The organism is Streptomyces sp. LS-MS-L19, assembly GCF_058382285.1.
In genome coordinates, this window is record NZ_JBYCLL010000001.1 from 8378172 (window position 1) to 8402438 (window position 24267).

The following is a 24267-nucleotide window of genomic DNA, read 5'->3' on the forward strand; positions in this document are numbered from 1 at the left end:
GGTCCCTGCGGCCACTAGGATCGGCGGTCTGATGACTGCCACCCTCGTCGCCAAGAACCTCGCCGCCGGCCACGGCGACCGCTGCCTGTTCAGCGGGCTCGACCTCGTCGTCGCGCCCGGAGACGTGATCGGCCTGGTCGGGGCCAACGGCGCGGGCAAGTCCACGCTGCTCAGGATGCTCGCGGGCCTGCTCGCCCCGGAGGAGGGGGAGCTCAGGCTCTCCCCGCCCACGGCCACCGTCGGACACCTCCCGCAGGAGCCGGAGCGGCGCCCGGGCGAGACGGTCCGTGCGTTCCTCGCCCGCCGCACCGGGGTCGCCGAGGCCCAGCGCGTGATGGACGACGCGACCCAGGCCCTGGTCGACGGGGCTCCGGGCGCGGACGACGCGTACGCCACCAGCCTGGAGCGCTGGCTCGACCTCGGCGGCGCCGACCTCGACGAACGCGCCGAGGAGGTCGCCGACTCGCTCGGCCTCGCGGTCGACCTGGACCAGCCGATGACCTCCCTCTCGGGCGGCCAGGCGGCCCGCGCCGGCCTCGCCTCCCTGCTGCTCTCCCGCTACGACGTCTTCCTCCTCGACGAACCGACCAACGACCTGGACCTGGACGGCCTGGAGCGCCTGGAGCGGTTCGTGAAGGGCCTGCGCGCCGGCACCGTCGTGGTCAGCCACGACCGCGAGTTCCTCACCCGCACGGTCACCAAGGTCCTCGAACTTGACCTGGCCCAGCAGCAGATCACCCTCTACGGCGGCGGCTACGAGGCCTACCTGGAGGAACGCGAGGTCGCCCGCCGGCACGCCCGGGACGACTACGAGGAGTACGCCGACAAGCGGGCGGCCCTCCAGGACCGGGCGCAGATGCAGCGCTCCTGGATGGACAAGGGCGTCAAGAACGCGCGCCGCAAGGCGAGCAACGACAACGACAAGATCGGCCGCAAGTTCCGCAGCGAGGCCAGCGAGAAGCAGGCCGCGAAGGCCCGCCAGACCCAGCGCATGATCGAACGCCTCGACGTCGTCGAGGAGCCGCGCAAGGAGTGGGAACTGCGCATGGAGATCGCGTCGGCCCCGCGCTCCGGAGCGGTGGTCGCCACGCTGCGGGACGCCGAGGTGCGCCAGGGCGACTTCGTGCTCGGCCCGGTGTCCCTCCAGATCGACTGGGCGGACCGGGTGGCAGTGACCGGCGCGAACGGCGCCGGCAAGTCCACCCTCCTCGGCGCCCTCCTGGGCCGCGTCCCCCTGACCGCCGGCCAGTCCTCCCTCGGCTCAGGCGTCCTGATCGGCGAGGTCGACCAGGCCCGCAAGCTGTTCCACGGCGAGGAGTCCCTCCTGGACGCCTTCGGCGCGGCCGTCCCCGACACCGAACCGGTGGAGGTCCGCACCCTCCTGGCCAAGTTCGGCCTGAAGTCCGACCACGTCATGCGCTCGGCGGCGACCCTGTCACCGGGCGAGCGCACGAGGGCGGCCCTGGCCCTGCTCCAGGGCAGAGGCGTCAACCTCCTGGTCCTGGACGAACCGACCAACCACCTGGACCTACCGGCGATCGAACAGCTGGAGTCGGCGCTGGACGCCTACGAGGGAACCCTGCTCCTGGTCACCCACGACCGAAGAATGCTGGACGCGGTGAGGGTGACCAGGAGACTGGAGGTCTCTTCAGGCAAGGTGACTGAGACTCCCTAGGGGCGCGGGGAACTGCGCGACCAGCCACAACGGACCCGCGCAGCCCCCACAACCGCTACCGCCCCTTTTTCTTGGAATCCAGCAATCCGGCCTTGCGCAGAGCGTCAGCCATCGCACTGTTGGCCGGAGCAGGCGCAGCAGACCGCTGCTGACGCGGCTGCTGCTGCCGCTGATGAGGCGGCCGCCCACCCCGCTGCCGACGCTCACCGCCACCCCCTTGCGGAGCGGACTCGTCATCCAGCCGCAGCGTCAACGAGATCCGCTTCCGCGGAATATCGACCTCCAGCACCTTCACCTTGACGATGTCCCCGGGCTTCACCACATCCCGAGGATCCTTGACGTACGTCTTCGACAGCGCGGAGACATGCGCCAGCCCGTCCTGGTGGACACCGACGTCGATGAACGCCCCGAACGCCGCCACGTTCGTCACGACCCCCTCCAGCACCATCCCGGCGACCAGGTCGGAGATCTTCTCGACGCCCTCCTTGAAGGTCGCCGTCTTGAAGGCGGGCCGAGGGTCACGCCCCGGCTTCTCCAGCTCCTTCAGGATGTCGGTCACGGTCGGCAGACCGAACGTCTCGTCCACGAAGTCCTGCGGGCGGAGCGAGCGCAGCACACCGGTGTTGCCGATGAGGGAGGCCACCTCCTGCCCCGCGGTCTTCACCATCCGCCGCACCACCGGGTACGCCTCGGGGTGCACGCTGGAGGAGTCCAGCGGGTCGTCCCCGCCGCGGATCCGCAGGAACCCCGCGCACTGCTCGTACGCCTTGGGGCCCAGCCGGGCCACCTTCTTCAGCTCGGTGCGCGACGTGAACGGGCCGTTGGCATCCCGGTGCGACACGATGTTCTCGGCGAGCCCGGAGGTGATCCCGGAGACCCGGGCGAGCAGGGGAGCGGACGCGGTGTTGACGTCGACCCCCACGCCGTTCACACAGTCCTCGACCACCGCGTCCAGCGAGCGCGACAGCTTCACCTCGGACAGGTCGTGCTGGTACTGGCCGACCCCGATCGACTTCGGGTCGATCTTCACCAGCTCGGCGAGCGGGTCCTGGAGCCGGCGCGCGATGGAGACCGCGCCGCGCAGCGACACGTCCATGTCGGGCAGCTCCTGCGAGGCGAACGCGGAGGCCGAGTACACGGACGCGCCGGCCTCGGACACCATCACCTTGGTGAGCTTCAGCTCCGGATGCTTGGCGATGAGTTCACCGGCGAGCTTGTCGGTCTCGCGGGACGCCGTGCCGTTGCCGATCGCGATCAGCTCGACCGCGTGCTCCTTGGCGAGGCGGGCCAGCTTGGCGATCGCCTCGTCCCACCGGTTGGCCGGGACGTGCGGGTGGATGACGTCGGTGGCGACGACCTTGCCGGTCGCGTCGACCACGGCGACCTTCACGCCCGTACGGAAGCCGGGGTCCAGACCCAGCGTCGCGCGCGTGCCCGCCGGGGCGGCGAGCAGCAGGTCGCGCAGGTTCGCCGCGAAGACGTTGACCGCCTCGTCCTCGGCGGCCGTCCGCAGCCTGAGCCTGAGGTCGATGCCGAGGTGCACGAGGATGCGGGTCCGCCAGGCCCAGCGGACCGTGTCCGTCAGCCACTTGTCGCCGGGGCGGCCACGGTCCGCGATCCCGAACCTGGAGGCGATGACGCCCTCGTACGAGGACGGACCGGGCTGCTCGGACGGCTCCTCGGGCTCCAGGACGAGGTCGAGGACCTCCTCCTTCTCACCGCGCAGCATCGCCAGGATCCGGTGCGAGGGCAGGTCCGTGAAGGGCTCGGCGAAGTCGAAGTAGTCGGCGAACTTGGCACCCGCCTCCTCCTTGCCCTCCCGCACCTTCGCCGCCAGCCGGCCGCGCACCCACATGCGCTCGCGCAGCTCGCCGATCAGGTCGGCGTCCTCGGAGAACCGCTCGGTGAGGATCGCGCGGGCGCCGTCGAGCGCGGCCTGCGCGTCCGGCACGCCCTTGTCGGCGTCGACGAACGCGGCGGCCGCGGCGAGCGGCGCGACACCCGGGTCGCCCAGCAGCCCCTCGGCGAGCGGCTCCAGACCGGCCTCGCGGGCGATCTGCGCCTTGGTGCGGCGCTTCGGCTTGAAGGGCAGATAGATGTCCTCGAGGCGGGCCTTGGTCTCCGCGCCCCGGATCTGCGCCTCCAGCTCGTCGGTGAGCTTTCCCTGCTCGCGCACCGAGTCGAGGATCGCGGTCCGCCGCTCCTCCAGCTCCCGCAGATACCGCAACCGCTCCTCGAGCGTGCGCAGCTGCGCGTCGTCGAGCATCTCGGTCGCTTCCTTGCGGTAGCGGGCGATGAAGGGAACCGTGGAACCGCCGTCGAGCAGTTCCACGGCCGCCTTGACCTGCCGCTCCTTTACGCCGAGCTCCTCGGCGATCCTGCCTTCGATGGACCCTGGGTGGGTGGACCCGCTGGACCCGGGTGTCGTCACGATCCCGTACCGCCTTCTCACTGAGGTTGCGCGGCAATTGTGGCAGGCGGCACCGACAGTCGGGGATCAGGGCGCGGTCATCCGGCCGTGGTCGTCAGGCCCTGCGGCTCCTCGTGGAGCCGGACGCACCGCCGAAGAGCCGGGCCAGCGCCCGGAAGGGCAGCGTCACGACGGTGGCGATGGCGCCACCGATCTGGCGCAGTACGTCTGCGATCGCGCGGAACATGTGCATCCCCTTTCTTCTCCCGGCCACCACGACCGGGAGAGGAACGGGTACCTCTCAGACGCCCGGGCAATCTTCGTCCCCCGGAAGTCCGGCGCCTGCCGATCAGGTCCGCCGGCATGGCAGGAAAGGTGGGGAACTCGTCATTGCCGCCATCGCGGCCCGCCCCAAGAATCGAGGGCATGGCCCAGCGAACCGTTCTCCTCGTCCTCTTCGACGGCGTCCAGAGCCTCGACGTCACCGGCCCGCTGGAGGTCTTCGCCGGGGCCGAGCAGCACACGCCGGGCACCTACCGCATCCGTACCGCCTCACCGGACGGCGCCCCCGTGCGCACCTCCAGCGGCCTGACCGTCGTACCGGACGCATCACTCGCCCGAGCCGGTACCCCGCACACCCTCCTCGTGCCCGGCGGACAGGGCACCCGGCTCCCCGACGCGTACCTCGCCGACTGGCTGCGTGAGCACGGGCCGCGGGCCGAGCGCCTGGTCTCGGTGTGCACCGGCGCGATCCGGCTCGCCGAGGCGGGGCTGCTGGACGGCCGCCGGGTCACGACCCACTGGGCGTACTGCGCCAAGCTCGCCCGCGACCACCCGGCCGTCGAGGTGGACCCCGACCCCATCTACGTGCGCGACGGACACGTGTCGACGTCCGCCGGTGTCACCGCGGGCATCGACCTCGCCCTCGCCCTCGTCGAGGAGGACCTGGGCCGGGAGACCGCTCTCACCATCGCCCGCCACCTGGTCGTCTTCCTGCGCAGACCCGGCAACCAGGCCCAGTTCAGCGCCCAGCTCGCCGCCCAGACCGCCCGGCGCGAACCGCTGCGCGAGGTCCAGCAGTGGATCACCGAGCACCCGGACGACGACCTGAGCGTCGAGGCCCTCGCCGCCCGGGCCCGGCTCTCGCCCCGCCACTTCGCCCGCGCCTTCCAGACCGAGACCGGCATGACACCCGGCCGCTACGTCGACCGGGTCCGCCTCGAACACGCCCGCCGCCTCCTGGAGGACACCTCCGACGGCGTCGAGGAGATCTCCCGCGCCAGCGGCTACGGCACCCCCGAGGGCATGCGCCGCGCCTTCGTCAGGGCCCTCGGCACGGCCCCGTCCGAGTACCGCCGCCGCTTCCACCCGACCCCGGCCCACTGAAAGGCCCCACCATGCAGATTGCCGTCGTCCTCTACGACCGCTTCACCGCCCTGGACGCGATCGGCCCGTACGAGACCCTGGGCCGCCTCCCGGACTCCGAGGTCGTCTTCGTCGCCGAGGAGACCGGGCCCGTCCGCACGGACAACGGCAGGCTGGCCCTGGTCGCCGACAGGACCCTGACCGAGGTTCCGGACCCGGACATCGTGGTCGTCCCGGGCGGGCCCGGCCAGACCCCGCAGATGACCAACACACCGCTGCTGGAGTGGATCCGCGCGGCCGACGCCACCAGCACCTGGACGACGTCCGTGTGCACCGGCTCCCTGCTGCTCGCGGCGGCGGGCCTCCTCGACGGCCGAAGGGCCACCTCGCACTGGCTGGCACTCGACGAACTGCGGAAGTTCGGCGTCGAACCGACCGGGGAGCGGGTCGTGGTGGACGGCAAGTACGTCACCGCGGCCGGTGTCTCGTCCGGTATCGACATGGGGCTCGACCTGATCGGCCGGACCGCGGGAGACTTCGTCGCCCAGGCCGTGCAGCTGGGGATCGAGTACGATCCGCAGCCGCCCTACGACGCCGGGGCCCCGCGGAAGGCACCCGCGGACGTCGTGGAACTGCTCCGCTCCAACAGCCGTTTCATCCTCGGCCAGGAACCGACCACGTGAACCGCGGCTGACGGCGCTCCAGGAACGCGGCGACGCCCTCCGCGGTGTCGCCGCTGCCCCGTGCCTGCCCGGCCCAGTGCGCGTCCCGGTCGGTGTGCCCGTTCGCGAACTCCTTCGCCGAGGCCTGCGTCAGCTGCGACCGGGAGACCAGGATCCGGGTGAACTCCCCGACCCGCTTGGCGAGTTCGCCCTCCGGCAGCACCTCGTCGACGAGACCGGTGCGCAGCGCCCGCTCCGCGTCGATCAACTCGCCCGAGAACAGCAGGTACTTGGCGGCGGCGGGCCCGACCAGCGACACCAACCGCCGCGTGGAGGAAGCCGCGTACACGATCCCGAGCTTCGCCGGTGTCACCCCGAACAGCGCGCCCTCCTCGGCGAACCGCAGATCGCACGCCGCCGCGAGCTGCGCCCCGCCGCCCACACAGTGACCCCGGACGGCCGCCAGCGTGGGCTTCGGAAAGGCCGCCAGCGCCTCCTCGGCCCGCACCGCGAGCCCCTGCGCCTCCTCGGGCCCCTCCCGCAGCGTGGAGATGTCGGCGCCCGCGCAGAACGTCCCGCCCTCCCCGGTCAGCACGAGCGCCCGCACCCCCGGATCGGCGGCCAGCTCGTCGAGCAGCGGCGGCAGCGCCCGCCACATCGCGGCCGTCATGGCATTGCGCTTGGCCGGATGGTGCACCACGACGGTGGCGACCGCGTCGGTGACGGTGTGCAGCAGCTGCGGTTCCGGGTACTCCATGGGTCGGATGCTAGCCGTACCCCCCGACCGTACGATCAAGAAGGGGGCCGCAGCGCGAGGAGGCCCCGCATGGCAGGGAAGAAGGCCGAGAGGACCGAGCCCGCCAAGCTGAGCCGCGACTTCGGCCGGCTGACCGCGCTCGGCGTGATCCTGGTGATCGCGGGGCTGGTCGGACTGGTCTACACGGGCCTGGCCACGCTCACCTCGATGCTCCTGTTCGGGTGGCTCCTGCTGATCGGCGGCGTGGTCGGGCTGTTGCACGCGGTCCAGGCCCGGGGCTCCAACTTCTTCTGGCTCGGTGTCGTGGTCGCCGCCCTGAACATCGCGGCCGGTGTCGTGGTCATCGGACGCCCGGAGGCGGCGGCCGCGGCCCTGACCATGTTCGCCGCGCTGCTCTTCCTGACCGGCGGAGTGTTCCGGCTGGTCGGCAGTCTGGTGGTGCGCGGACCGCAGTTCGGCTGGACGCTGGTGCAGGGCGCCTTCGGCCTGTTGCTCGGCATCCTGGTGCTGGCCTCCTGGCCGAGCAACAGCAAGTACGTGATCGGCTGCTTCTTCTCGCTCGCCCTGCTCTTCGACGGCCTCGGGCTCGTCGCCACCGGGTTCGGCGGACGCAAGATCGTCGGAATGGTCACCGAGCAGCAGGAAACGGCCGCCGAGCCGACAGAACCCGCGTAGCTCCGCGCGGAAACGGTCAGAGACACTCGATATGCGCTGACTTCTGTTCAGTTCGGCGGGCCGGAGTGACGCCCTGCCAACACTCGACGTGTGGTGACAATCGAGCGCAAGGGTGGCGACCGAAGAATGGACGACCATGGGCGTGGGTCCGGCCCTCGCCCAACGGACAGCGGAGAAGACCCCCTGGCACCGGAACCGGATCCCTTCGAACCGGGCCCCCCGGATCCGCTGCCGTACGAGGGCGTGTGGCGGTTCACCGCCCCCGCCGTCGACGCCTCGGTCCCGCAGGCGCGGCACGCCGTGCGGGACCTGCTCCACCGCCAGGGCGTGCCGGTCTCGGAAGACCTCGTCCAGGGTCTCCTGCTGATCGTGTCCGAGCTGGTCACGAACGCCGTCCGGCACGCGGCCCTGCTCTCGCCGATGCTCGCGGTCGAGGTGGCCGTCGGCGCGGAATGGGTGCGGGTGTCCGTCGAGGACAACCACCCCTACCGGCCGACCGCCCTGGAGGCCGCCCACAGCGAGACCGGGGGCCGGGGCCTGCTGCTGGTGCGGGAGATCACCCGGGAGGCGGGCGGCGCCTGCGACGTCGAGCACACGGCCGGCGGCGGCAAGGTGATCTGGGCCGCACTGCCCCTGAAGACCGTCCCCGTCACCTAGGTTCTGTCTCTTTGGTCAGTGGCGGGTCCAGATGAGGATGCCCGCGAGGTGGAGTGCGGCCTGGTAGGCGATGGCGAGTTTGTCGGTTCGTGTGGCCAGGCCGCGCCACTGCTTGAGGCGGTTGATGCACCGTTCGACGGTGTTGCGCTGTTTGTAGGCCTCGCGGTCGAAGCCGGGCGGTCGGCCGCCGAGTCGGCCTCGCCGCAGGCGGTGGCCGACCTGGTCGGACGGTTGCGGGATGACTGCACGGATGCCCCGGCGTCGCAGGTGGCTGCGGATGGCGCGGGAGGAGTACGCCCGGTCGGCAAGAACGGCCAGGGGTCGGGTCCGGGGCCTGCCGGACCCGGTGCGGGGCACGCGGATGCGGGACATCACCGTTTCGAAGGCGGGTGCATCGCCTGCCTGGCCTGCGGTGACGGTGAAGGCGAGGGGTCGTGCCCGGCCGTCTGCGGCCAGGTGGACTTTGGTGCTCAGTCCGCCACGTGAGCGTCCAAGTGCGTGATCGGCGGGCTCGCCGGGGTGGGCCGCCCCTTTTTGAGGGCTCCGGCGGCGTGCTGGTGGGCCCGGACGACCGTGGAGTCCACCGACACCGTCCAGTCGATGTCGTCGTCGGCGTCCGCCGCTGCCAGGACGGCGGCGAGGATCATCTCCCAGGTGCCGTCGACGGCCCATCTGATCAGCCGCTTGTGCGCAGTCTTGAACGAGCCGAGCTCGGCGGGAAGGTCCCGCCAGGGCGAGTTGGTGCGGTACTTCCACGCGATGGCCTCAAGGGTGCGGCGGTGGTCGGCCCATCGCCGTCCGCGGACCGGATCCGCCGGCATCAGCGGCTCGATCCGGTCCCACATCACATCAGTGATCACTAATCGGACAGACACATCCGATCAACTGACCAACCCATCAAAGAGACACGCGCTAGGGGCGACGGCGGTCACCAGCCGGCGGCCGGGCCCGTCAGCTCCCGGACCGCGGGCCGGGCCGCGTCCAGCACCGTCATGAACCACGCCGAGAAGGTGTCCTTCGCGTGCCGCTCCGCGAGCTCCGCCGGGGTCACGAAGGCCGTCGCGCCGACCTCCTCGGTGTCCGGGTCGAGCGGCGACTGCACCATGCCGACGAACAGGTGGTTGTACTCCTGCTCGACCAGTCCGGAGTCGGGGTCCGGGTGGTTGTAGCGGACCGTGCCCGCCTCGGCGAGCAGCGAGGGGGAGACACCCAGCTCCTCGTACGTCCGCCGGGCCGCCGCCGCGAAGGGCGCCTCGCCGGGGTAGGGGTGGCCGCAGCAGGTGTTGGACCACACACCGGGGGAGTGGTACTTGCCCAGCGCCCGTTGCTGGAGCAGCAGTCGGCCCCGCTCGTCGAAGAGGAACACCGAGAAGGCGCGGTGCAGCTGCCCCGGCGGCTGGTGGGCGGCGAGCTTCTCCGCGGTGCCGATCGTCACACCGTGCTCGTCGACCAGTTCCAGCAGGATCGCGTTCGCGGCGCCGTTCGACGGAGTGTGCGTCGTGGTGGCAGGTGTGGTCGGCATACCCATCCTTCACATCGGTCTTCGCGCCCCAAGTGTGCCGCACGGATCCGGCACTCCCGGCAGTTGATCGTGCCCGGCGCGGCGGGCGGGGAACCGCCCGGGGCGGCGCTGTGGGGTGGAGGACGCACAGGTGCGCCGGATCGGTGCATTCCGTCAGAACGGGCGTTTCATGCACCGTACACGTGTGTCAGGCGCGCGGCGGCGCTCAGTGGCACAGATGCGCCTCGTGCTCCGCGTGACCGCCCGGCTCCAGCTGGAAGGTGCAGTGCTCCACGTCGAAGTGGTCGCCGAGGCAGCCCTGGAGCTCGTGCAGCATCTTCTCGTGGCCGATCGCGCTCAGGACCTCGGAGCTCACCACCACGTGCGCGGACAGCACCGGCATGCCCGAGGTGATCGTCCAGGCGTGCAGGTCGTGGACGTCCTCCACCCCGTCGAGAGCCAGGATGTGGGTCCGCACCTCCGTCATGTCGACGTCCTTGGGCGCCGACTCCAGCAGCACGTCGAGGGTCTCGCGCAGCAGCTTGAAGGTGCGCGGCACGATCATCAGGCCGATCACGAGCGAGGCGATCGGGTCGGCGGCCTGCCAGCCCGTGGTGAGGATCACCGTCGCCGAGACGATCACCGCGAGCGAGCCCAGCGCGTCCGCGGCGACCTCCAGGAAGGCGCCGCGCACGTTCAGGCTCTCCTTCTGACCGCGCACCAGCAGGGTCAGCGAGATCATGTTCGCGACCAGACCGATCGCGCCGAACACGATGGTCAGCCCGCCCTCGGTGTCGGCCGGCGTGACGAACCGCTGGATCGCCTCGTACAGGACGTAGCCGCCGACGCCGAGCAGCAGCAGACAGTTCGCGAGGGCGGCCAGGATCTCTGCGCGGGCGTACCCGAAGGTGCGGTTGCCGGTGGCCGGGCGGTTCGCGAAGTGGATCGCAAGGAGGGCCATGCCGAGGCCCAGCGCGTCCGTCGCCATGTGCGCCGCGTCCGCGACCAGGGCGAGGGAGTCCGCGACGAAACCGCCGATGATCTCGATCACCATGACGGCGAGCGTGATCGACAGTGCCACCCGCAGCCTGCCGACGTACGCCGCGGTGGCCGTACCGCCGGTCGGCGCATGCGAGTGCGCGTGCCCGTGATCGTGCCCTGCCCCCATGGAAGCCGCCTCCTACGCGTTGACCCGGAACAGCCGAACAGTCCGCCCGGGATCACAGTGAACTACGGGCGGGGGGTATCGGGCAACGCGGCACTGAACACCGTTGTCATGTGCCCTGACCTGCGCAAACGATCCGCAGGTCAGGGCAGCCTCACCGGTGGTGCAGCTGCCAGCCGCGCCAGGCGGAGTCGATCATCTCGCGCACCCCTCGCCGCGCGCTCCAGCCGAGCGTCTCGGCGGCCCGGGCGGCCGAGGCCACCGACACGGGAGCGTCCCCGGGGCGCCTCGGCTCCACGACGGCGGGTCGCCGGTCTCCGGTCACCTCACCGATCACCGTGACCATCTCGCGCACGGAGACGCCCTCGCCGCGACCGATGTTGACGGTCAGATCACCGCTCTGTCCGCCTTCGGCCAGCCGCTTGGCCGCCGCGAGATGGGCCTCGGCGAGGTCGGCGACATGGATGTAGTCGCGGATACAGGTGCCGTCCGGCGTCGGATAGTCGTCGCCGAAGATCCGCGGGGCCTCGTCGCGGGTGAGCCGGTCGAAGACCATCGGGACGATGTTGAAGACGCCGGTGTCCGCGAGTTCCGGCGCGGCCGCTCCGGCGACGTTGAAATAGCGCAGACAGACGGTGGAGATCCCGTGGGCCTGTCCGGCCGCCCGCACCAGCCACTCCCCGGCCAGCTTCGTCTCGCCGTACGGGTTCACGGGGGCGCAGGGCGTCTCCTCCGTGATCAGGCCCACATCGGGGTTGCCGTAGACGGCCGCCGACGAGGAGAAGAGGAAGCGCTCGATCCCGGCCTCCGCGACCGCCTCCAGGAGGGTCGCGAGGCCGCCGACGTTCTCCTGGTAGTAACGGGTGGGCTGCGCCACCGACTCCGCGACCTGCTTGCGCGCCGCGAGATGCACCACACCCGTCACCGCGTGCTCGGCCAGCACCCGCTTCAGCAGGCCGCCGTCCAGCGAGGAACCCCGGACCAGCGGCACCTCGGCGGGCAACCGCGCGGGCACCCCCGCCGACAGGTCGTCCAGGACGAGCACCCGCTCACCGGCCCCCGTCATGGCCCGCGCCACATGCGCCCCTATGTACCCGGCACCGCCGGTGATCAGCCACGTCATGGTCGCCCACCCTATGCCGACGCCCTCGGGGCCGTGCGATGTCCCGGATGTCCGCTCTTGGGAGGCGCGGTTTGTGGGCGGGGGCCCGGATCACCGATGATGATCGCGGCAAAGGCCGGGGGAGACGGCGTTGATCGGCCCGTTAACGGGCGGTGAACGCGGCCTTCTTGGCATCCGATAGCCTCTGCCGACATGCCGCCCGCCTGGTGCAGCCAAGGGGCGCCCCCATCGTGCACATGACCGGCGCCCGCGCGTCGGCACCCAGGGAGTGAGTTCGGTTGTCGACCGCCATCCTCACCGGTCAGCCGGTCCCCGGATCGTCGATCGAGGGTGATCTGCGGTCCCTCGGCTTCGACGTGCGGGTCGCCGTGGACGCCGCCGACGCCGAGCGGCTGGTCGCCGAGGCGCCCTGCGAGCAGCGCATCGCCCTGGTCGACGCCCGCTTCGTCGGCCACGTCCACGCGCTGCGCCTGGGCCTCACCGACCCCCGCTTCCCCCTCGCGGCCGTGCCCGGCGCCGTCACCGCGCAGCCCGACGGTCGTACGACCCTGACCCGGGCGCTGGCACGGGAGAACTCCGCGGGTGGCGGCACCGCGGTAGCTGTGGACAGCCTCCCCGACCGCATCGTCACCGCGCTCGCCGACGACGGCGCCGAGGTCCACCGCCCCGAGCTCGGCAGCCTGGTCGCCGCCGTCCCCGCCGACCCGCAGGCCCGCAACGAGGCACGGCAGGCCGTCGCGGAGGTCGACGACGAGGCCGTACGCCTGAAGTCGGCCGTGAAGGCCCGCGACGGGTTCTTCACCACGTACTTCATCAGCCCCTACTCCCGGTACATCGCCCGCTGGTGCGCCCGCCGGGGCCTCACCCCGAACCAGGTCACCACCGCCTCCCTGATCACCGCGCTGATCGCGGCGGCCTGCGCGGCCACGGGTACGCGCGGCGGCTTCATCGCGGCGGGCGTCCTGCTGATCGCCTCGTTCGTCCTGGACTGCACCGACGGCCAGCTCGCCCGCTACTCCCTCCAGTACTCCACGCTCGGCGCCTGGCTCGACGCCACCTTCGACCGGGCCAAGGAGTACGCCTACTACGCCGGCCTCGCGCTGGGTGCCGCCCGGGGCGGCGACGACGTATGGGCCCTCGCGCTGGGCGCGATGATCCTCCAGACCTGCCGGCACGTCGTCGACTTCTCCTTCAACGAGGCGAACCACGACGCCACCGCCAACACCAGCCCCACGGCCGCCCTTTCGGGCAAGCTCGACAGCGTCGGCTGGACGGTGTGGGTCCGGCGGATGATCGTCCTGCCGATCGGCGAGCGCTGGGCGATGATCGCGGTGCTGACCGCGGTCACCACGCCCCGGATCACCTTCTACGCCCTGCTCATCGGGTGCGCCTTCGCCGCGACCTACACCACGGCGGGCCGGGTGCTGCGGTCGCTGACGCGGAAGGCACGGCGGACGGACCGGGCGGCGCGGGCGCTGGCCGACCTCGCCGACTCGGGCCCGCTCGCGCAGGGCGTCGCCAGGGCTCTCCAGGCTCCCGCGCGCCGCCTGCCCGGCTTCGCCGCTCCCGGGGTGGCCCTGCTCGGCGGCCTCGTCCTCGTGGGCCTCGCCTGGCAGCCCGGCTACGGCGGCCCGCTGGCGGCGGTCGGTGCCGTGATCTACGCCGTCACCTCGGGACTGGCCGTCGCCCGCCCCCTCAAGGGCGCCCTCGACTGGCTCGTCCCGCCCTTCTTCCGTGCCGCCGAGTACTGCACCATCCTGCTGCTCGCGGCGAAAGCGGACGTGAACGGAGCCCTTCCTGCGGCTTTCGGCCTGGTGGGCGCCGTCGCCTACCATCACTACGACACGGTGTACCGCATCCGCGGCAACGCCGGAGCGCCCCCGGCCTGGCTGGTGCGTGCCGTCGGGGGGCAGGAGGGGCGCACGCTCCTCGTCGCCGTACTGGCCGCGGTGCTCACCGCTTCGCAGTTCACGGTCGCGCTCACGGTCCTGGCCGTGGCCGTCGCCCTGGTGGTGCTCGCCGAGAGCATCCGCTTCTGGGTGTCCGCAGGGGCACCCGCCGTACACGACGAAGGAGAACCCGCATGATCGGCCTCGTGCTGGCGGCCGGCGCCGGACGCCGACTGCGCCCCTACACCGACAGCCTCCCCAAGGCTCTGGTGCCGGTGGGCCCCGCGGGCATAGAGGGCGAACCGACGGTTCTCGACCTGACCCTCGCCAACTTCGCCGAGATCGGCCTCACCGAGGTCGCCGTCATCGTCGGCTACCGCAAGGAGGCCGTGTACGAGCGCAAGGCGGCCCTGGAGGCCAAGTACGGCCTCAAGCTCACCCTCATCGACAACGACAAGGCCGAGGAGTGGAACAACGCCTACTCCCTGTGGTGCGGCCGTGACGCCCTCAAGGACGGTGTGATCCTCGCCAACGGCGACACCGTGCACCCGGTCTCGGTGGAGAAGACGCTGCTCGCCGCGCGCGGCGAGGGCAAGCGGATCATCCTGGCGCTGGACACCGTGAAGTCCCTCGCGGACGAGGAGATGAAGGTCGTCGTCGACCCCGAGCGGGGCATGACGAAGATCACCAAGCTGATGGACCCGGCCGAGGCCACCGGCGAGTACATCGGCGTCACCCTCATCGAGGGCGACGCCGCCCCCGAACTGGCCGACGCGCTGAAGACGGTCTGGGAGACCGACCCGCAACAGTTCTACGAGCACGGCTACCAGGAGCTCGTGCACCGCGGCTTCCGGATCGACGTGGCGCCGATCGGCGACGTCCAGTGGGTGGAGATCGACAACCACGACGATCTCGCCCGGGGACGGGAGATCGCATGCCAGTACTGACCCGGCTGATTCCCTCGCCGCTCGTCGTCGACATCCGCCCGGGTGCCCTCGACGACCTGGCCTGTGTGCTCGCCGACGAGCGGATCTCGCACTCCGGCAGGCTGGCCGTCGCGGTCAGCGGCGGCTCGGGAGCGAAGCTGCGTGAACGCCTGGAGCCCTCGCTGCCCGGCGCCACCTGGTACGAGGTCGGCGGCGGCACCCTCGACGACGCCATCCGGCTGGCCGGGGACATGAAGGCAGGCCACTTCGACGCGGTCGTCGGCCTCGGCGGCGGCAAGATCATCGACTGCGCCAAGTTCGCCGCGGCGCGCGTCGGCCTGCCCCTGGTCGCCGTACCGACGAACCTCGCGCACGACGGTCTGTGTTCGCCCGTCGCGACCCTCGACAACGACGCGGGCCGCGGCTCCTACGGTGTGCCCAACCCGATAGCGGCCGTCATCGACCTGGACGTCATCCGCGAGGCGCCGGTGCGCTTCGTGCGCGCGGGCATCGGCGACGCCGTCTCCAACATCAACGCGATCGCCGACTGGGAGCTGGCGAACCGCGTCAAGGGCGAGAAGATCGACGGACTCGCCGCCGCCATGGCCCGCCAGGCCGGCGAGGCCGTGCTCCGGCACCCGGGCGGGGTGGGGGACAACGGCTTCCTCCAGGTCCTCGCCGAGGCCCTGGTCCTCACCGGTGTCGCGATGTCGATCTCGGGCGACTCCCGGCCGGCGTCGGGCTCCTGCCACGAGATCAACCACGCGTTCGACCTGCTCTACCCCAAGCGCGCCGCCGCCCACGGCGAGCAGTGCGGCCTGGGCGCGGCCTTCGCGATGTACCTGCGCGGAGCCCATGAGGAAGCGGCCAACATGGCCCAGGTGCTGCGCCGGCACGGACTGCCGGTGCTGCCGGAGGAGATCGGCTTCACACCCGCGGAGTTCGTCCGTGCCGTGGAGTTCGCTCCGGAGACCCGCCCCGGCCGCTACACCATCCTCGAACACCTCGACCTCAAGACCGACCAGATCAAGGACATCTACACCGACTATGTCAAGGCCATCGGTAGCTGAACTCCGTCCGGTCGTCCACCCCGCTGGGGTCAAGGACCGGCGCAGCGGTGAGCACTGGATGGGACGCCTCTACATGCGTGAGGTGTCCCTGCGGGTGGACCGCTACCTGGTGAACACCAGGGTCACGCCCAACCAGCTCACGTACCTGATGACCGTCTTCGGTGTCCTCGCGGCCCCGGCGCTGCTGGTGCCGGGGATCCCGGGAGCCGTGCTCGGCGTGGTGTGCGTCCAGATGTACCTGCTCCTGGACTGCGTCGACGGCGAGATCGCGCGCTGGAAGAAGCAGTACTCGCTCAACGGCGTCTACATGGACCGCGTCGGCGCGTACCTGACCGACGCGGCCGTGCTCGTGGGCTTCGGACTCCGCGCCGCCGACCTGTTCGGCAGCGGCCGTATCGACTGGCTGTGGGCCTTCCTCGGCACGCTCGCCGCGCTCGGCGCGATCCTCATCAAGTCCGAGACCGACCTCGTGGCCGTCGCCCGGCACCAGACCGGAAAGCCGCCCGTGCAGGAGTCGGCCGCCGAGATGCGCTCCTCCGGCATGGCGCTGGCCCGCAAGGCCGCCTCCCTGCTGAAGTTCCACCGGCTGATCCTCGGCATCGAGGCGTCCCTGCTGATCCTGGTCCTCGCGATCGCCGACCAGCTGCGCGACGACCTGTTCTTCACCCGGCTCGGTGTGGCCGTCCTGGCCGGCATCGCCCTGCTCCAGACCCTGCTGCACCTCGTGTCGATCCTCGCTTCCAGCAGGCTGAAGTGAGCACCGGCATGAAGGTCGGCGCGGTGATCATCACCATGGGCAACCGCCCCGAGGAGCTGCGGGCCCTGCTCGACTCGGTCGCCAAGCAGGACGGCGACCCGGTCGAGGTGGTCGTGGTCGGCAACGGCTCGCCCGTACCGGACGTCCCCGAAGGCGTCCGCACGATCGAGCTGCCCGAGAACCTCGGCATCCCCGGCGGCCGCAACGTCGGCATCGAGGCCTTCGGGCCCAGCGGTCGAGATGTCGACATATTGCTCTTCCTCGACGACGACGGCCTCCTGCCGAACCACGACACCGCCGAACTGTGCCGCGAGGCGTTCACCGAGGACCCGAAGCTCGGCATCGTCAGCTTCCGCATCGCCGACCCCGAGACCGGGGTCACCCAGCGCCGGCACGTCCCCCGGCTGCGCGCCTCCGACCCGATGCGCTCCTCCCGGGTCACCACCTTCCTCGGCGGCGCCAACGCCGTGCGCACCCAGGTCTTCGCCGAAGTCGGCGGCCTGCCGGACGCATTCTTCTACGCCCACGAGGAAACCGACCTGGCATGGCGGGCCCTCGACGCGGGCTGGATGATCGACTACCGGTCCGACATGGTGCTGTACCACCCCACGACCGCGCCCTCACGGCACGCGGTCTACCACCGCATGGTCGCCCGCAACCGCGTCTGGCTCGCCCGCCGCAACCTGCCCGCCCCGCTGGTCCCCGTCTACCTCGGCGTCTGGCTGCTGCTGACCCTGCTGCGCCGCCCCTCGCGACCTGCCCTGAAGGCCTGGTTCGGCGGATTCCGGGAAGGCTGGAGCACAGCGTGCGGTCCGCGCCGGCCCATGAAGTGGCGTACGGTGTGGCGGCTCACCCGACTGGGCCGCCCCCCTGTCATCTGACAAGCTCGTATCCGAGAGCAGCCGGGCCGCACCGCGGTCCCACGCTCGTGCCCTGCCTGCACAGGCCGCGCATCTCGAAGACGAAAGTTACCCACCATTGAGTGAGACAACGCACGACGGCAAGGTCGCGACCCGCGCGCCCGCGTCGCCCGACCAGGGCCTCACGGCGGCACAGCTCGCCGAGCGGTACGGACTGGCCGTGAGCGGCGCCCGCCCCTCGCTCGTCGACTACGTCCGCCAGCTCTGGGACCGGCGTCACTTCATCCTCGCGTTCTCGCGGGCGAAGCTGACCGCCCAGTACAGCCAGGCCAAGCTCGGCCAGCTGTGGCAGGTGGCGACCCCGCTGCTGAACGCCGCCGTGTACTTCGTCATCTTCGGCGTCATCCTCGATGCCAGCCGGGGCATGTCGAAGGACGTGTACATCCCGTTCCTGGTCACGGGTGTCTTCGTGTTCACCTTCACGCAGAGCTCGGTCATGGCGGGCGTACGCGCCATCTCCGGCAACCTCGGCCTGGTCCGCGCGCTGCACTTCCCGCGGGCCTCGCTGCCGATCTCCTTCGCGCTCCAGCAGCTCCAGCAGCTGCTGTTCTCGATGGTCGTGCTGTTCGCGGTGGCGGTCGGCTTCGGGCACTACCCGGACCTGTCCTGGGCCCTGATCGTCCCGGTGCTGGCCCTTCAGTTCCTGTTCAACACCGGCCTCGCGCTGATCATGGCCCGCGCCGGCGCCAAGACCCCCGACCTGGCCCAGCTGATGCCGTTCGTGATGCGCACCTGGATGTACGCGTCCGGCGTGATGTTCTCCATCCCGATCATGCTGGCCGACAAACCGCAGTGGGTCGCCACGGTCCTCCAGTGGAACCCCGCGGCCCTCTACATGGACCTGATGCGCTTCGCCCTGCTCGACGACTACGGCGCCGAGAACCTGCCCAACCACGTCTGGGCGGCGGCGGGCGGCTGGGCCGTGCTCTTCGCGCTCGGCGGCTTCGTGTACTTCTGGAAGGCGGAGGAAAGGTACGGCCGTGGCTGAGGACATCCAGGACGCGCAGGCCACCAAGGCCCCCACGGTCATCGCGGACGACCTGCACATCGTCTACCGCGTCAACGGCGCCAAGACCGGCAAGGGCAGTGCGACCGCGGCCCTGAGCCGCATCCTCAAGCGCGGCGAGGAGCGGGGCGTGCGCAAGGTGCACGCCGTGCGGGGCGTCTCCTTCGTCGCGTACAAGGGCGAGGCGATCGGCCTGATCGGCTCCAACGGCTCCGGCAAGTCGACCCTGCTGCGGGCCATCGCCGGTCTGCTGCCCGCCGAGAGCGGCCGCGTCTACACCCACGGCCAGCCCTCCCTGCTCGGCGTCAACGCGGCCCTGATGAACGACCTCACGGGTGAGCGGAACGTCATCCTGGGCGGTCTCGCCATGGGGATGTCCCGGGAGCAGATCAAGGAGCGCTACCAGGAGATCGTCGACTTCTCCGGGATCAACGAGAAGGGCGACTTCATCACCCTTCCCATGCGCACCTACTCCTCCGGCATGGCGGCCCGGCTGCGCTTCTCCATCGCCGCCGCCAAGGATCACGACGTCCTCATGATCGACGAGGCCCTGGCCACCGGTGACCGCAAGTTCCAGAAGCGCTCCGAGGAACGCATCCGGGAACTGCGCAAGGAGGCGGGCACGGTGTTCCTGGTCAGCCACAACAACAAGTCGATCCGTGACACCTGCGACCGCGTCCTGTGGCTGGAGCGCGGCGAGCTGCGCATGGACGGCCCGACCGAAGAGGTCATCAAGGAGTACGAGAAGTTCACGGGCAAGTAGTCCACCCCGCCCCGGGCGAAAAAGACCGCTCCGCTTGACCGGGCCCCGCCGGAACTGCTCCGGCGGGGCCCCGCGTCTGCAAAGGAAACGTCAACTTCCGCAGCCCTTAGGAATCTTGGGGCCAATCGGTGTGTTGTTGTGATGCGCCGGACACCCCGACGATCCTCGCCGCGTTGTACAACGTAAGCTGTACCGGTGCCCAATCGCGGCAAGTGGGGCGATAATGCGCGACACCCGCACAAGGGCGCCGCGCGGACGGCCGGGCGGCGTGTCCGAAATAGTGTGTATTGGGTCGGCGGTGTAGAACGGGAGATGTGACGGCGATGGCTTCGGAAACTCCCCAGCTCAACGCAGCACGTGCCGTCCCCGCGCCGGGCAGGCAGCGATGACGGAGACCGGCACGACGCGCCCGGGAGCGACCGAGCGCGGAACGCTCGACAAGGCCGCGGCGGAGAACTTCCCCGTGGCCCCCTTCTTCCTGCCCAGGGACTGGCGCGCCGACCTCATGGCGGTCTACGGCTTCGCACGCCTCGTCGACGACATCGGTGACGGCGATCTCGCCCCCGGCGGCGCCGACGCCCGGCTGCTCGGCGTTTCGCCACGAGAGGCCGAGGACCGGCTGGTCCTGCTGGACGCCTTCGAGGCCGACCTGGACCGCGTCTTCTCCGGAGAGCCGCGCCACCCCCTGCTGCGCCGCCTCCAGCCCACCGTTCGCCGCCGCGCGCTGACCCCCGAGCCCTTCCGCGGCCTGATCGCCGCCAACCGCCAGGACCAGCTCGTCACCCGCTACGAGACCTACGACGACCTGCTCGCCTACTGCGAGCTGTCCGCCAACCCCGTCGGCCGTCTCGTGCTCGCCGTCACCGGCACCTCGACCCCCGAGCGGATCCGCCTCTCCGACGCGATCTGCACGGCCCTCCAGATCGTCGAACACCTCCAGGACGTCGCCGAGGACCTCGGCCGCGACCGGATCTATCTGCCCGCCGCTGACATGAAGCGCTTTCATGTCCAGGAGGCGGATCTGGCCCCGAAAAGCGCGGGCGCATCGGTGCGCGCTCTGGTTGCATACGAAGCACAACGCGCCCGCGAACTCCTGAATGAAGGCGCCCCCCTCGTGGGTAGCGTCCACGGCAGACTCAAGCTGCTGCTCGCGGGGTTCGTGGCGGGGGGAAGGGCGGCGCTCCGCGCGATCGCCGCCGCAGAACACGACGTACTTCCCGGCCCGCCCAAGCCCGGCAAGCTCCAGCTGCTGCGCGAGGTGGGCGTCGCTCTGCGAGGAGAGGGGTGATCCGGACCGTGGAGGCACCACCGCACGCGTCCGCACCGGTACTCGCCGCCTACAGCTACTGCGAGGCAGTGACCGGACAGCAGGCGCGCAACTTCGCCTACGGCATCAGGCTGCTGCCGACGTCCAAGCGGCGTGCGATGTCGGCGCTCTACGCGTTCTCGCGGCGCGTCGACGACATCGGCGACGGCGCACTGGCGCACGACGTGAAGGCCGCGAGACTCGAGGACACCCGGGCGATGCTGACCCGGGTGCGGGAGGGCTCGGTCGACGAGGACGACACCGATCCGGTGGCCGTCGCCCTCGCCCACGCCGCCGCCACCTTCCCGATCCCGCTCGGCGGTCTCGACGAACTGATCGACGGCGTCCTGATGGACGTACGCGGCGAGACCTACGAGACCTGGGACGACCTGAAGGTGTACTGCCGCTGTGTGGCGGGCGCCATCGGCCGGCTCTCGCTCGGCGTCTTCGGCACCGAACCCGGCGCCCGCGCCGCCGAACGCGCGCCCGAGTACGCCGACACGCTCGGTCTGGCCCTCCAGCTCACCAACATCCTCAGGGACGTCCGCGAGGACGCCGAGGGCGGCCGCACGTATCTGCCTGCCGACGACCTCGCCAAGTTCGGCTGCTCGGCCGGCTTCAAGGGGTCGCAACCACCCGAGGGCGCCGACTTCGCGGGCCTCGTGCACTTCGAAGTGCGTCGGGCCCGCGCTCTTTTCGCCGAGGGCTACCGGCTGCTCCCCATGCTCGACCGGCGCAGCGGTGCCTGTGTGGCCGCCATGGCCGGCATCTACCGCCGGCTGCTCGACCGCATCGAACGCGACCCCGAGGCGGTGCTGCGCGGCCGGGTCTCGCTCCCCGGTCGCGAGAAGGCGTTCGTCGCGGTCCGCGGCCTGTCGGGGCTGGACGCCCGGCATGTGACGCGGCAGACCGTCAGGAGGCGCGCCTGATGGGCGATGTGGACAATTCGGTCCAAGGTGATGCCACCGGAGAAAAGTGGCACGCAACCCTCCGCTCGAGGACGGCGTCCCTGACTGCAACGGTCGGCCGTGCACCGTTCACGCGTCACGGCGGCTGCGCAGGGGAGGGTGTGCGATGACCGACGGGCATCAGTCCGCGCGGGACGCCGTCGTGATCGGCGGCGGGCTCGCCGGCATCACCGCCGCGCTCGCGCTCGCCGACGCCGGAGTGCGCGTCACCCTGCTCGAAGGCCGGCCCCGCCTCGGCGGACTCGCCTTCTCGTTCCAGCGCGGCGACCTGACCGTCGACAACGGCCAGCATGTCTACCTGCGGTGCTGCACCGCCTACCGCTGGTTCCTCGACCGCGTCGAGGGGACGGCGCTGGCGCCCTTGCAGGATCGTCTCGACGTGCCCGTTCTGGACGTGGCCCGGCCCGCGGGCCGACGGCTCGGCAGACTGCGGCGCGACGCGCTGCCGGTGCCCCTGCATCTGGGGCGCAGCCTCGCGACCTACCCGCATCTCTCGCTCGCCGAGCGCGCCAGGGTCGGGCGTGCCGCGCTCGCGCTCAAGGGGCTCGACCTCGCCGATCCGAGCCTGGACGCACAGGACTTCGGCAGCTGGCTGACCGCGCACGGTCAGTCGGCGCGTGCCGTCGAGGCCCTGTGGGACCTGGTCGGGGTCGCCACCCTCAACGCGGTCGCGGGCGACGCCTCGCTGGGGCTCGCCGCGATGGTGTTTAAGACCGGTCTGCTGTCCGACCCGGGCGCGGCCGACATCGGCTGGGCCCATGTCCCGCTGGGTGAACTGCACGACCGGCTCGCCCGCAAGGCGCTCGACTCCGCGGGCGTGCGTACCGAGGTCCGTACACGCGTCACCTCCATCTCTACTGACGAGAACGGCACTTGGAGCGTTCAGGTTCCCGGCGAGACGCTCCGCGCCGACGCCGTCGTGCTCGCCGTAGCCCAGGGCGAGGCCGCTGACCTGCTGCCCGAGGGCGCGCTCGACGCCCCGGAAAATCTCCGGGCGATCGGCACCGCGCCCATCCTCAACGTGCATGTCGTCTACGACCGCAAGGTGCTCGACACACCGTTCTTCGCCGCCCTCGGCAGCCCCGTGCAGTGGGTCTTCGACCGCACCGACGCCTCCGGGCTGCGCGAGGGCCAGTACCTCGCCCTGTCCCAGTCGGCCGCGCACCACGAGATCGACTCCCCGGTGGCCGAACTGCGCGAGCGGTACCTGCCCGAGCTGGAGCGGCTGCTCCCGCTCGCGCGCCGCGCCGAGGTCAAGGACTTCTTCGTGACCAGGGAGCGCACGGCCACGTTCGCCCCGACCCCCGGCGTCGGACGGCTGCGGCCGGGCGCCCGTACGAAAGCCCCCGGCCTCTACCTGGCCGGCGCGTGGACCGCCACGGGGTGGCCCGCGACCATGGAGAGTGCGGTCCGCAGTGGCGTGAGTGCGGCGGACGCCGCCCTCGCCGCCCTGGGCCGGCCCCGCCCCGCTCGGCTCTTCGAGTTCGAGGAGGCCGCGTGATGCTCGATCAGCACGGCGCGACAGGCCCCAGCACCTCCGGTACCGCAACAAGAGGAGAGACTGTGCCCACTGTGCCCCCCGCCGAGACGGCTGCTCGGAGGACCGCGGTGGACGTGACCGCGCTCCTGGAGCGCGGCCGGACCCTGGCCACACCGGTGCTCAAGGCGGCCGTCGACCGCCTCGCATCCCCGATGGACACCGTGTCCGCCTACCACTTCGGCTGGATCGACGCCCAGGGCAACCCGGCCGACGGGGACGGCGGCAAGGCCGTGCGCCCCGCCCTTGCGGTGCTCTCGGCCGAGGTCACCGGCGCCGCGCCCGAGACCGGCATCCCCGGCGCCGTCGCCGTCGAACTGGTCCACAACTTCTCGCTCCTGCACGACGACCTCATGGACGGCGACGAGCAGCGCCGCCACCGCGACACCGTCTGGAAGGTGCACGGGCCCGCCCAGGCCATCCTGGTCGGCGACGCCCTGTTCGCCCTCGCCAACGAGGTCCTCCTCGAACTCGGCACCGTCGAGGCCGGCCGCGCCACCCGCCGCCTCACCACCGCCACCCGCGCCCTCATCGACGGCCAGGCGCAGGACATCTCCTACGAGCACCGCGACCGCGTCAGCGTCGAGGAGTGCCTCGAGATGGAGGGCAACAAGACCGGCGCCCTGCTCGCCTGCGCCAGCTCCATCGGCGCGGTGCTCGGCGGAGCGGACGACCGCACCGCCGACACCCTGGAGAAGTACGGCTACCACCTCGGCCTCGCCTTCCAGGCCGTCGACGACCTCCTCGGCATCTGGGGCGACCCGGTCTCCACCGGCAAGCAGACCTGGAGCGACCTGCGCCAGCGCAAGAAGTCCCTGCCGGTCGTGGCCGCGCTCGCGGCGGGTGGCCCCGCCTCCGAGCGGCTCGGCGAGATCCTCGCCGCCGACGCCAAGAGCAGCGACTTCGAGAACTTCTCCGAGGAGGAGTTCGCGGCCCGCGCCGCCCTCATCGAGGAGGCGGGCGGCCGCGAGTGGACGGCGGCGGAAGCACGCCGTCAGCACACCATCGCCATCGAAGCCCTCGACGCCGTGGACATGCCCGAGCGGGTGCGGGCGCAGTTCACGGCGCTGGCCGACTTCGTCGTCGTACGAAAGAGATGATCATTATCGGCCGAATAGCCCTCGCGTAGTCGCCG

24 protein-coding genes are annotated in these 24267 nt (G+C 71.2%); 17 read left to right on the forward strand and 7 right to left on the reverse strand.

Features of this window, described 5'->3' with window-relative positions; all coding sequences use genetic code 11:
* Positions 1 to 31: 31 nt before the first annotated feature.
* A complete protein-coding gene (locus AC2XR2_RS37350; protein ID WP_491517482.1) occupies positions 32 to 1675 on the forward strand; it encodes an ABC-F family ATP-binding cassette domain-containing protein in 1644 nt (547 codons plus the stop codon).
* 55 nt (positions 1676 to 1730) lie between these two features.
* Here AC2XR2_RS37350 and AC2XR2_RS37355 read toward each other — a convergent pair whose 3' ends face one another.
* Positions 1731 to 4106 carry a Tex family protein gene (locus AC2XR2_RS37355; protein ID WP_491517483.1) on the reverse strand — a complete coding sequence of 792 codons (2376 nt, stop codon included), beginning with the start codon at positions 4104 to 4106 and terminating at the stop codon, positions 1731 to 1733.
* Between the two features lie 94 nt (positions 4107 to 4200).
* Positions 4201 to 4332 carry an LPFR motif small protein gene (locus AC2XR2_RS37360; protein ID WP_252100555.1) on the reverse strand — a complete coding sequence of 44 codons (132 nt, stop codon included), beginning with the start codon at positions 4330 to 4332 and terminating at the stop codon, positions 4201 to 4203.
* A 179-nt stretch (positions 4333 to 4511) separates the two neighbouring features.
* Between AC2XR2_RS37360 and AC2XR2_RS37365 the strand changes: the two genes are divergently transcribed.
* Together AC2XR2_RS37365 and AC2XR2_RS37370 are read left to right on the forward strand one after the other, a co-directional pair.
* Positions 4512 to 5471, forward strand: a complete 960-nt coding sequence (locus AC2XR2_RS37365; protein WP_491517484.1) for a GlxA family transcriptional regulator — start codon at positions 4512 to 4514, stop codon at positions 5469 to 5471.
* Between the two features lie 11 nt (positions 5472 to 5482).
* Positions 5483 to 6133 carry a DJ-1/PfpI family protein gene (locus AC2XR2_RS37370; RefSeq protein ID WP_381296585.1) on the forward strand — a complete coding sequence of 217 codons (651 nt, stop codon included), beginning with the start codon at positions 5483 to 5485 and terminating at the stop codon, positions 6131 to 6133.
* Here the strand turns inward: AC2XR2_RS37370 and AC2XR2_RS37375 are convergent.
* Positions 6105 to 6869, reverse strand: coding sequence for an enoyl-CoA hydratase/isomerase family protein (locus AC2XR2_RS37375; protein ID WP_381296587.1), 765 nt, complete (start codon positions 6867 to 6869; stop codon positions 6105 to 6107). The two genes, AC2XR2_RS37370 and AC2XR2_RS37375, sit on opposite strands and share 29 nt — an antisense overlap.
* A 69-nt stretch (positions 6870 to 6938) precedes the next feature.
* On the opposite strand from AC2XR2_RS37375, the gene AC2XR2_RS37380 reads away from it, so the two are divergent.
* Both AC2XR2_RS37380 and AC2XR2_RS37385 read left to right on the forward strand, forming a co-directional pair.
* On the forward strand, positions 6939 to 7544 hold the full coding sequence (locus AC2XR2_RS37380) for an HdeD family acid-resistance protein (protein ID WP_491517485.1): 606 nt from the start codon (positions 6939 to 6941) through the stop codon (positions 7542 to 7544).
* A gap of 126 nt (positions 7545 to 7670) precedes the next feature.
* On the forward strand, positions 7671 to 8201 hold the full coding sequence (locus tag AC2XR2_RS37385; protein ID WP_449350543.1) for an ATP-binding protein: 531 nt from the start codon (positions 7671 to 7673) through the stop codon (positions 8199 to 8201).
* A gap of 15 nt (positions 8202 to 8216) precedes the next feature.
* On the opposite strand, the gene AC2XR2_RS37390 is transcribed toward AC2XR2_RS37385, so the two are convergent.
* The 4 genes from AC2XR2_RS37390 to galE all read right to left on the reverse strand — a co-directional run bounded on the left by AC2XR2_RS37390 (position 8217) and on the right by galE (position 11990).
* A protein-coding gene (locus AC2XR2_RS37390) for an IS5 family transposase (protein WP_381297796.1) occupies positions 8217 to 9076 on the reverse strand; the annotation gives its coding sequence in 2 pieces (ribosomal slippage) (positions 8217 to 8740 and positions 8740 to 9076; 861 coding nt in all).
* 53 nt (positions 9077 to 9129) lie between these two features.
* Entirely contained in the window at positions 9130 to 9723 is a 594-nt protein-coding gene (idi, locus tag AC2XR2_RS37395; protein ID WP_330263234.1) for an isopentenyl-diphosphate Delta-isomerase, read from the reverse strand.
* A gap of 205 nt (positions 9724 to 9928) precedes the next feature.
* Positions 9929 to 10870 carry a cation diffusion facilitator family transporter gene (locus tag AC2XR2_RS37400; protein WP_381296593.1) on the reverse strand — a complete coding sequence of 314 codons (942 nt, stop codon included), beginning with the start codon at positions 10868 to 10870 and terminating at the stop codon, positions 9929 to 9931.
* Between the two features lie 151 nt (positions 10871 to 11021).
* On the reverse strand, positions 11022 to 11990 hold the full coding sequence (galE, locus tag AC2XR2_RS37405; RefSeq protein ID WP_491517486.1) for a UDP-glucose 4-epimerase GalE: 969 nt from the start codon (positions 11988 to 11990) through the stop codon (positions 11022 to 11024).
* Between the two features lie 278 nt (positions 11991 to 12268).
* Between galE and AC2XR2_RS37410 the strand changes: the two genes are divergently transcribed.
* From AC2XR2_RS37410 to AC2XR2_RS37465, 12 genes are all read left to right on the forward strand, one after another.
* A complete protein-coding gene (locus AC2XR2_RS37410) occupies positions 12269 to 14077 on the forward strand; it encodes a DUF5941 domain-containing protein (protein WP_381296597.1) in 1809 nt (602 codons plus the stop codon).
* Entirely contained in the window at positions 14074 to 14826 is a 753-nt protein-coding gene (locus tag AC2XR2_RS37415; protein ID WP_491517487.1) for a phosphocholine cytidylyltransferase family protein, read from the forward strand. Before AC2XR2_RS37410 ends, AC2XR2_RS37415 begins: the two co-directional genes overlap by 4 nt.
* A complete protein-coding gene (locus AC2XR2_RS37420; protein ID WP_330263229.1) occupies positions 14814 to 15875 on the forward strand; it encodes an iron-containing alcohol dehydrogenase family protein in 1062 nt (353 codons plus the stop codon). The genes AC2XR2_RS37415 and AC2XR2_RS37420 overlap by 13 nt, the downstream gene beginning before the upstream one ends.
* Complete coding sequence (locus AC2XR2_RS37425) at positions 15853 to 16632, forward strand: CDP-alcohol phosphatidyltransferase family protein (protein WP_381296600.1); 780 nt, start codon at positions 15853 to 15855, stop codon at positions 16630 to 16632. Before AC2XR2_RS37420 ends, AC2XR2_RS37425 begins: the two co-directional genes overlap by 23 nt.
* An 8-nt stretch (positions 16633 to 16640) precedes the next feature.
* Positions 16641 to 17513, forward strand: coding sequence for a glycosyltransferase family 2 protein (locus tag AC2XR2_RS37430; RefSeq protein WP_381296661.1), 873 nt, complete (start codon positions 16641 to 16643; stop codon positions 17511 to 17513).
* A gap of 97 nt (positions 17514 to 17610) precedes the next feature.
* The gene (locus AC2XR2_RS37435; RefSeq protein WP_491517488.1) at positions 17611 to 18540 is read left to right on the forward strand and encodes an ABC transporter permease; all 930 of its coding nucleotides are present in this window, start codon (positions 17611 to 17613) and stop codon (positions 18538 to 18540) included.
* Entirely contained in the window at positions 18533 to 19321 is a 789-nt protein-coding gene (locus AC2XR2_RS37440) for an ABC transporter ATP-binding protein (RefSeq protein ID WP_381296604.1), read from the forward strand. Before AC2XR2_RS37435 ends, AC2XR2_RS37440 begins: the two co-directional genes overlap by 8 nt.
* A 385-nt stretch (positions 19322 to 19706) precedes the next feature.
* Positions 19707 to 20609 carry a squalene synthase HpnC gene (gene hpnC / locus AC2XR2_RS37445; RefSeq protein WP_381296606.1) on the forward strand — a complete coding sequence of 301 codons (903 nt, stop codon included), beginning with the start codon at positions 19707 to 19709 and terminating at the stop codon, positions 20607 to 20609.
* The gene (gene hpnD / locus AC2XR2_RS37450) at positions 20606 to 21556 is read left to right on the forward strand and encodes a presqualene diphosphate synthase HpnD (RefSeq protein ID WP_330263223.1); all 951 of its coding nucleotides are present in this window, start codon (positions 20606 to 20608) and stop codon (positions 21554 to 21556) included. Before hpnC ends, hpnD begins: the two co-directional genes overlap by 4 nt.
* Entirely contained in the window at positions 21556 to 21705 is a 150-nt protein-coding gene (locus AC2XR2_RS37455; protein WP_491517489.1) for a DUF6380 family protein, read from the forward strand. Before hpnD ends, AC2XR2_RS37455 begins: the two co-directional genes overlap by 1 nt.
* Positions 21702 to 23096: a hydroxysqualene dehydroxylase HpnE gene (gene hpnE, locus AC2XR2_RS37460; RefSeq protein ID WP_491517490.1), complete on the forward strand. Its 1395-nt coding sequence runs from the start codon at positions 21702 to 21704 to the stop codon at positions 23094 to 23096. Before AC2XR2_RS37455 ends, hpnE begins: the two co-directional genes overlap by 4 nt.
* 71 nt (positions 23097 to 23167) lie before the next feature.
* A complete protein-coding gene (locus AC2XR2_RS37465; RefSeq protein WP_185093293.1) occupies positions 23168 to 24232 on the forward strand; it encodes a polyprenyl synthetase family protein in 1065 nt (354 codons plus the stop codon).
* The last annotated feature ends 35 nt before the right edge of the window (positions 24233 to 24267 follow it).

Excerpts from the sequence above, each read along its gene's own strand:
- AC2XR2_RS37350 (WP_491517482.1), top strand. The coding sequence starts at position 32 with ATGACTGCCACCCTCGTCGCCAAGAACCTCGCCGCCGGCCACGGCGAC.
- AC2XR2_RS37360 (WP_252100555.1), bottom strand. The coding sequence starts at position 4,332 with ATGTTCCGCGCGATCGCAGACGTACTGCGCCAGATCGGTGGCGCCATC.
- AC2XR2_RS37365 (WP_491517484.1), top strand. The coding sequence starts at position 4,512 with ATGGCCCAGCGAACCGTTCTCCTCGTCCTCTTCGACGGCGTCCAGAGC.
- AC2XR2_RS37370 (WP_381296585.1), top strand. The coding sequence starts at position 5,483 with ATGCAGATTGCCGTCGTCCTCTACGACCGCTTCACCGCCCTGGACGCG.
- AC2XR2_RS37375 (WP_381296587.1), bottom strand. The coding sequence starts at position 6,869 with ATGGAGTACCCGGAACCGCAGCTGCTGCACACCGTCACCGACGCGGTC.
- AC2XR2_RS37380 (WP_491517485.1), top strand. The coding sequence starts at position 6,939 with ATGGCAGGGAAGAAGGCCGAGAGGACCGAGCCCGCCAAGCTGAGCCGC.
- AC2XR2_RS37385 (WP_449350543.1), top strand. The coding sequence starts at position 7,671 with ATGGACGACCATGGGCGTGGGTCCGGCCCTCGCCCAACGGACAGCGGA.
- idi (WP_330263234.1), bottom strand. The coding sequence starts at position 9,723 with ATGCCGACCACACCTGCCACCACGACGCACACTCCGTCGAACGGCGCC.
- AC2XR2_RS37400 (WP_381296593.1), bottom strand. The coding sequence starts at position 10,870 with ATGGGGGCAGGGCACGATCACGGGCACGCGCACTCGCATGCGCCGACC.
- galE (WP_491517486.1), bottom strand. The coding sequence starts at position 11,990 with ATGACGTGGCTGATCACCGGCGGTGCCGGGTACATAGGGGCGCATGTG.
- AC2XR2_RS37415 (WP_491517487.1), top strand. The coding sequence starts at position 14,074 with ATGATCGGCCTCGTGCTGGCGGCCGGCGCCGGACGCCGACTGCGCCCC.
- AC2XR2_RS37420 (WP_330263229.1), top strand. The coding sequence starts at position 14,814 with ATGCCAGTACTGACCCGGCTGATTCCCTCGCCGCTCGTCGTCGACATC.
- AC2XR2_RS37425 (WP_381296600.1), top strand. The coding sequence starts at position 15,853 with ATGTCAAGGCCATCGGTAGCTGAACTCCGTCCGGTCGTCCACCCCGCT.
- AC2XR2_RS37430 (WP_381296661.1), top strand. The coding sequence starts at position 16,641 with ATGAAGGTCGGCGCGGTGATCATCACCATGGGCAACCGCCCCGAGGAG.
- hpnC (WP_381296606.1), top strand. The coding sequence starts at position 19,707 with ATGACGGAGACCGGCACGACGCGCCCGGGAGCGACCGAGCGCGGAACG.
- AC2XR2_RS37455 (WP_491517489.1), top strand. The coding sequence starts at position 21,556 with ATGGGCGATGTGGACAATTCGGTCCAAGGTGATGCCACCGGAGAAAAG.
- hpnE (WP_491517490.1), top strand. The coding sequence starts at position 21,702 with ATGACCGACGGGCATCAGTCCGCGCGGGACGCCGTCGTGATCGGCGGC.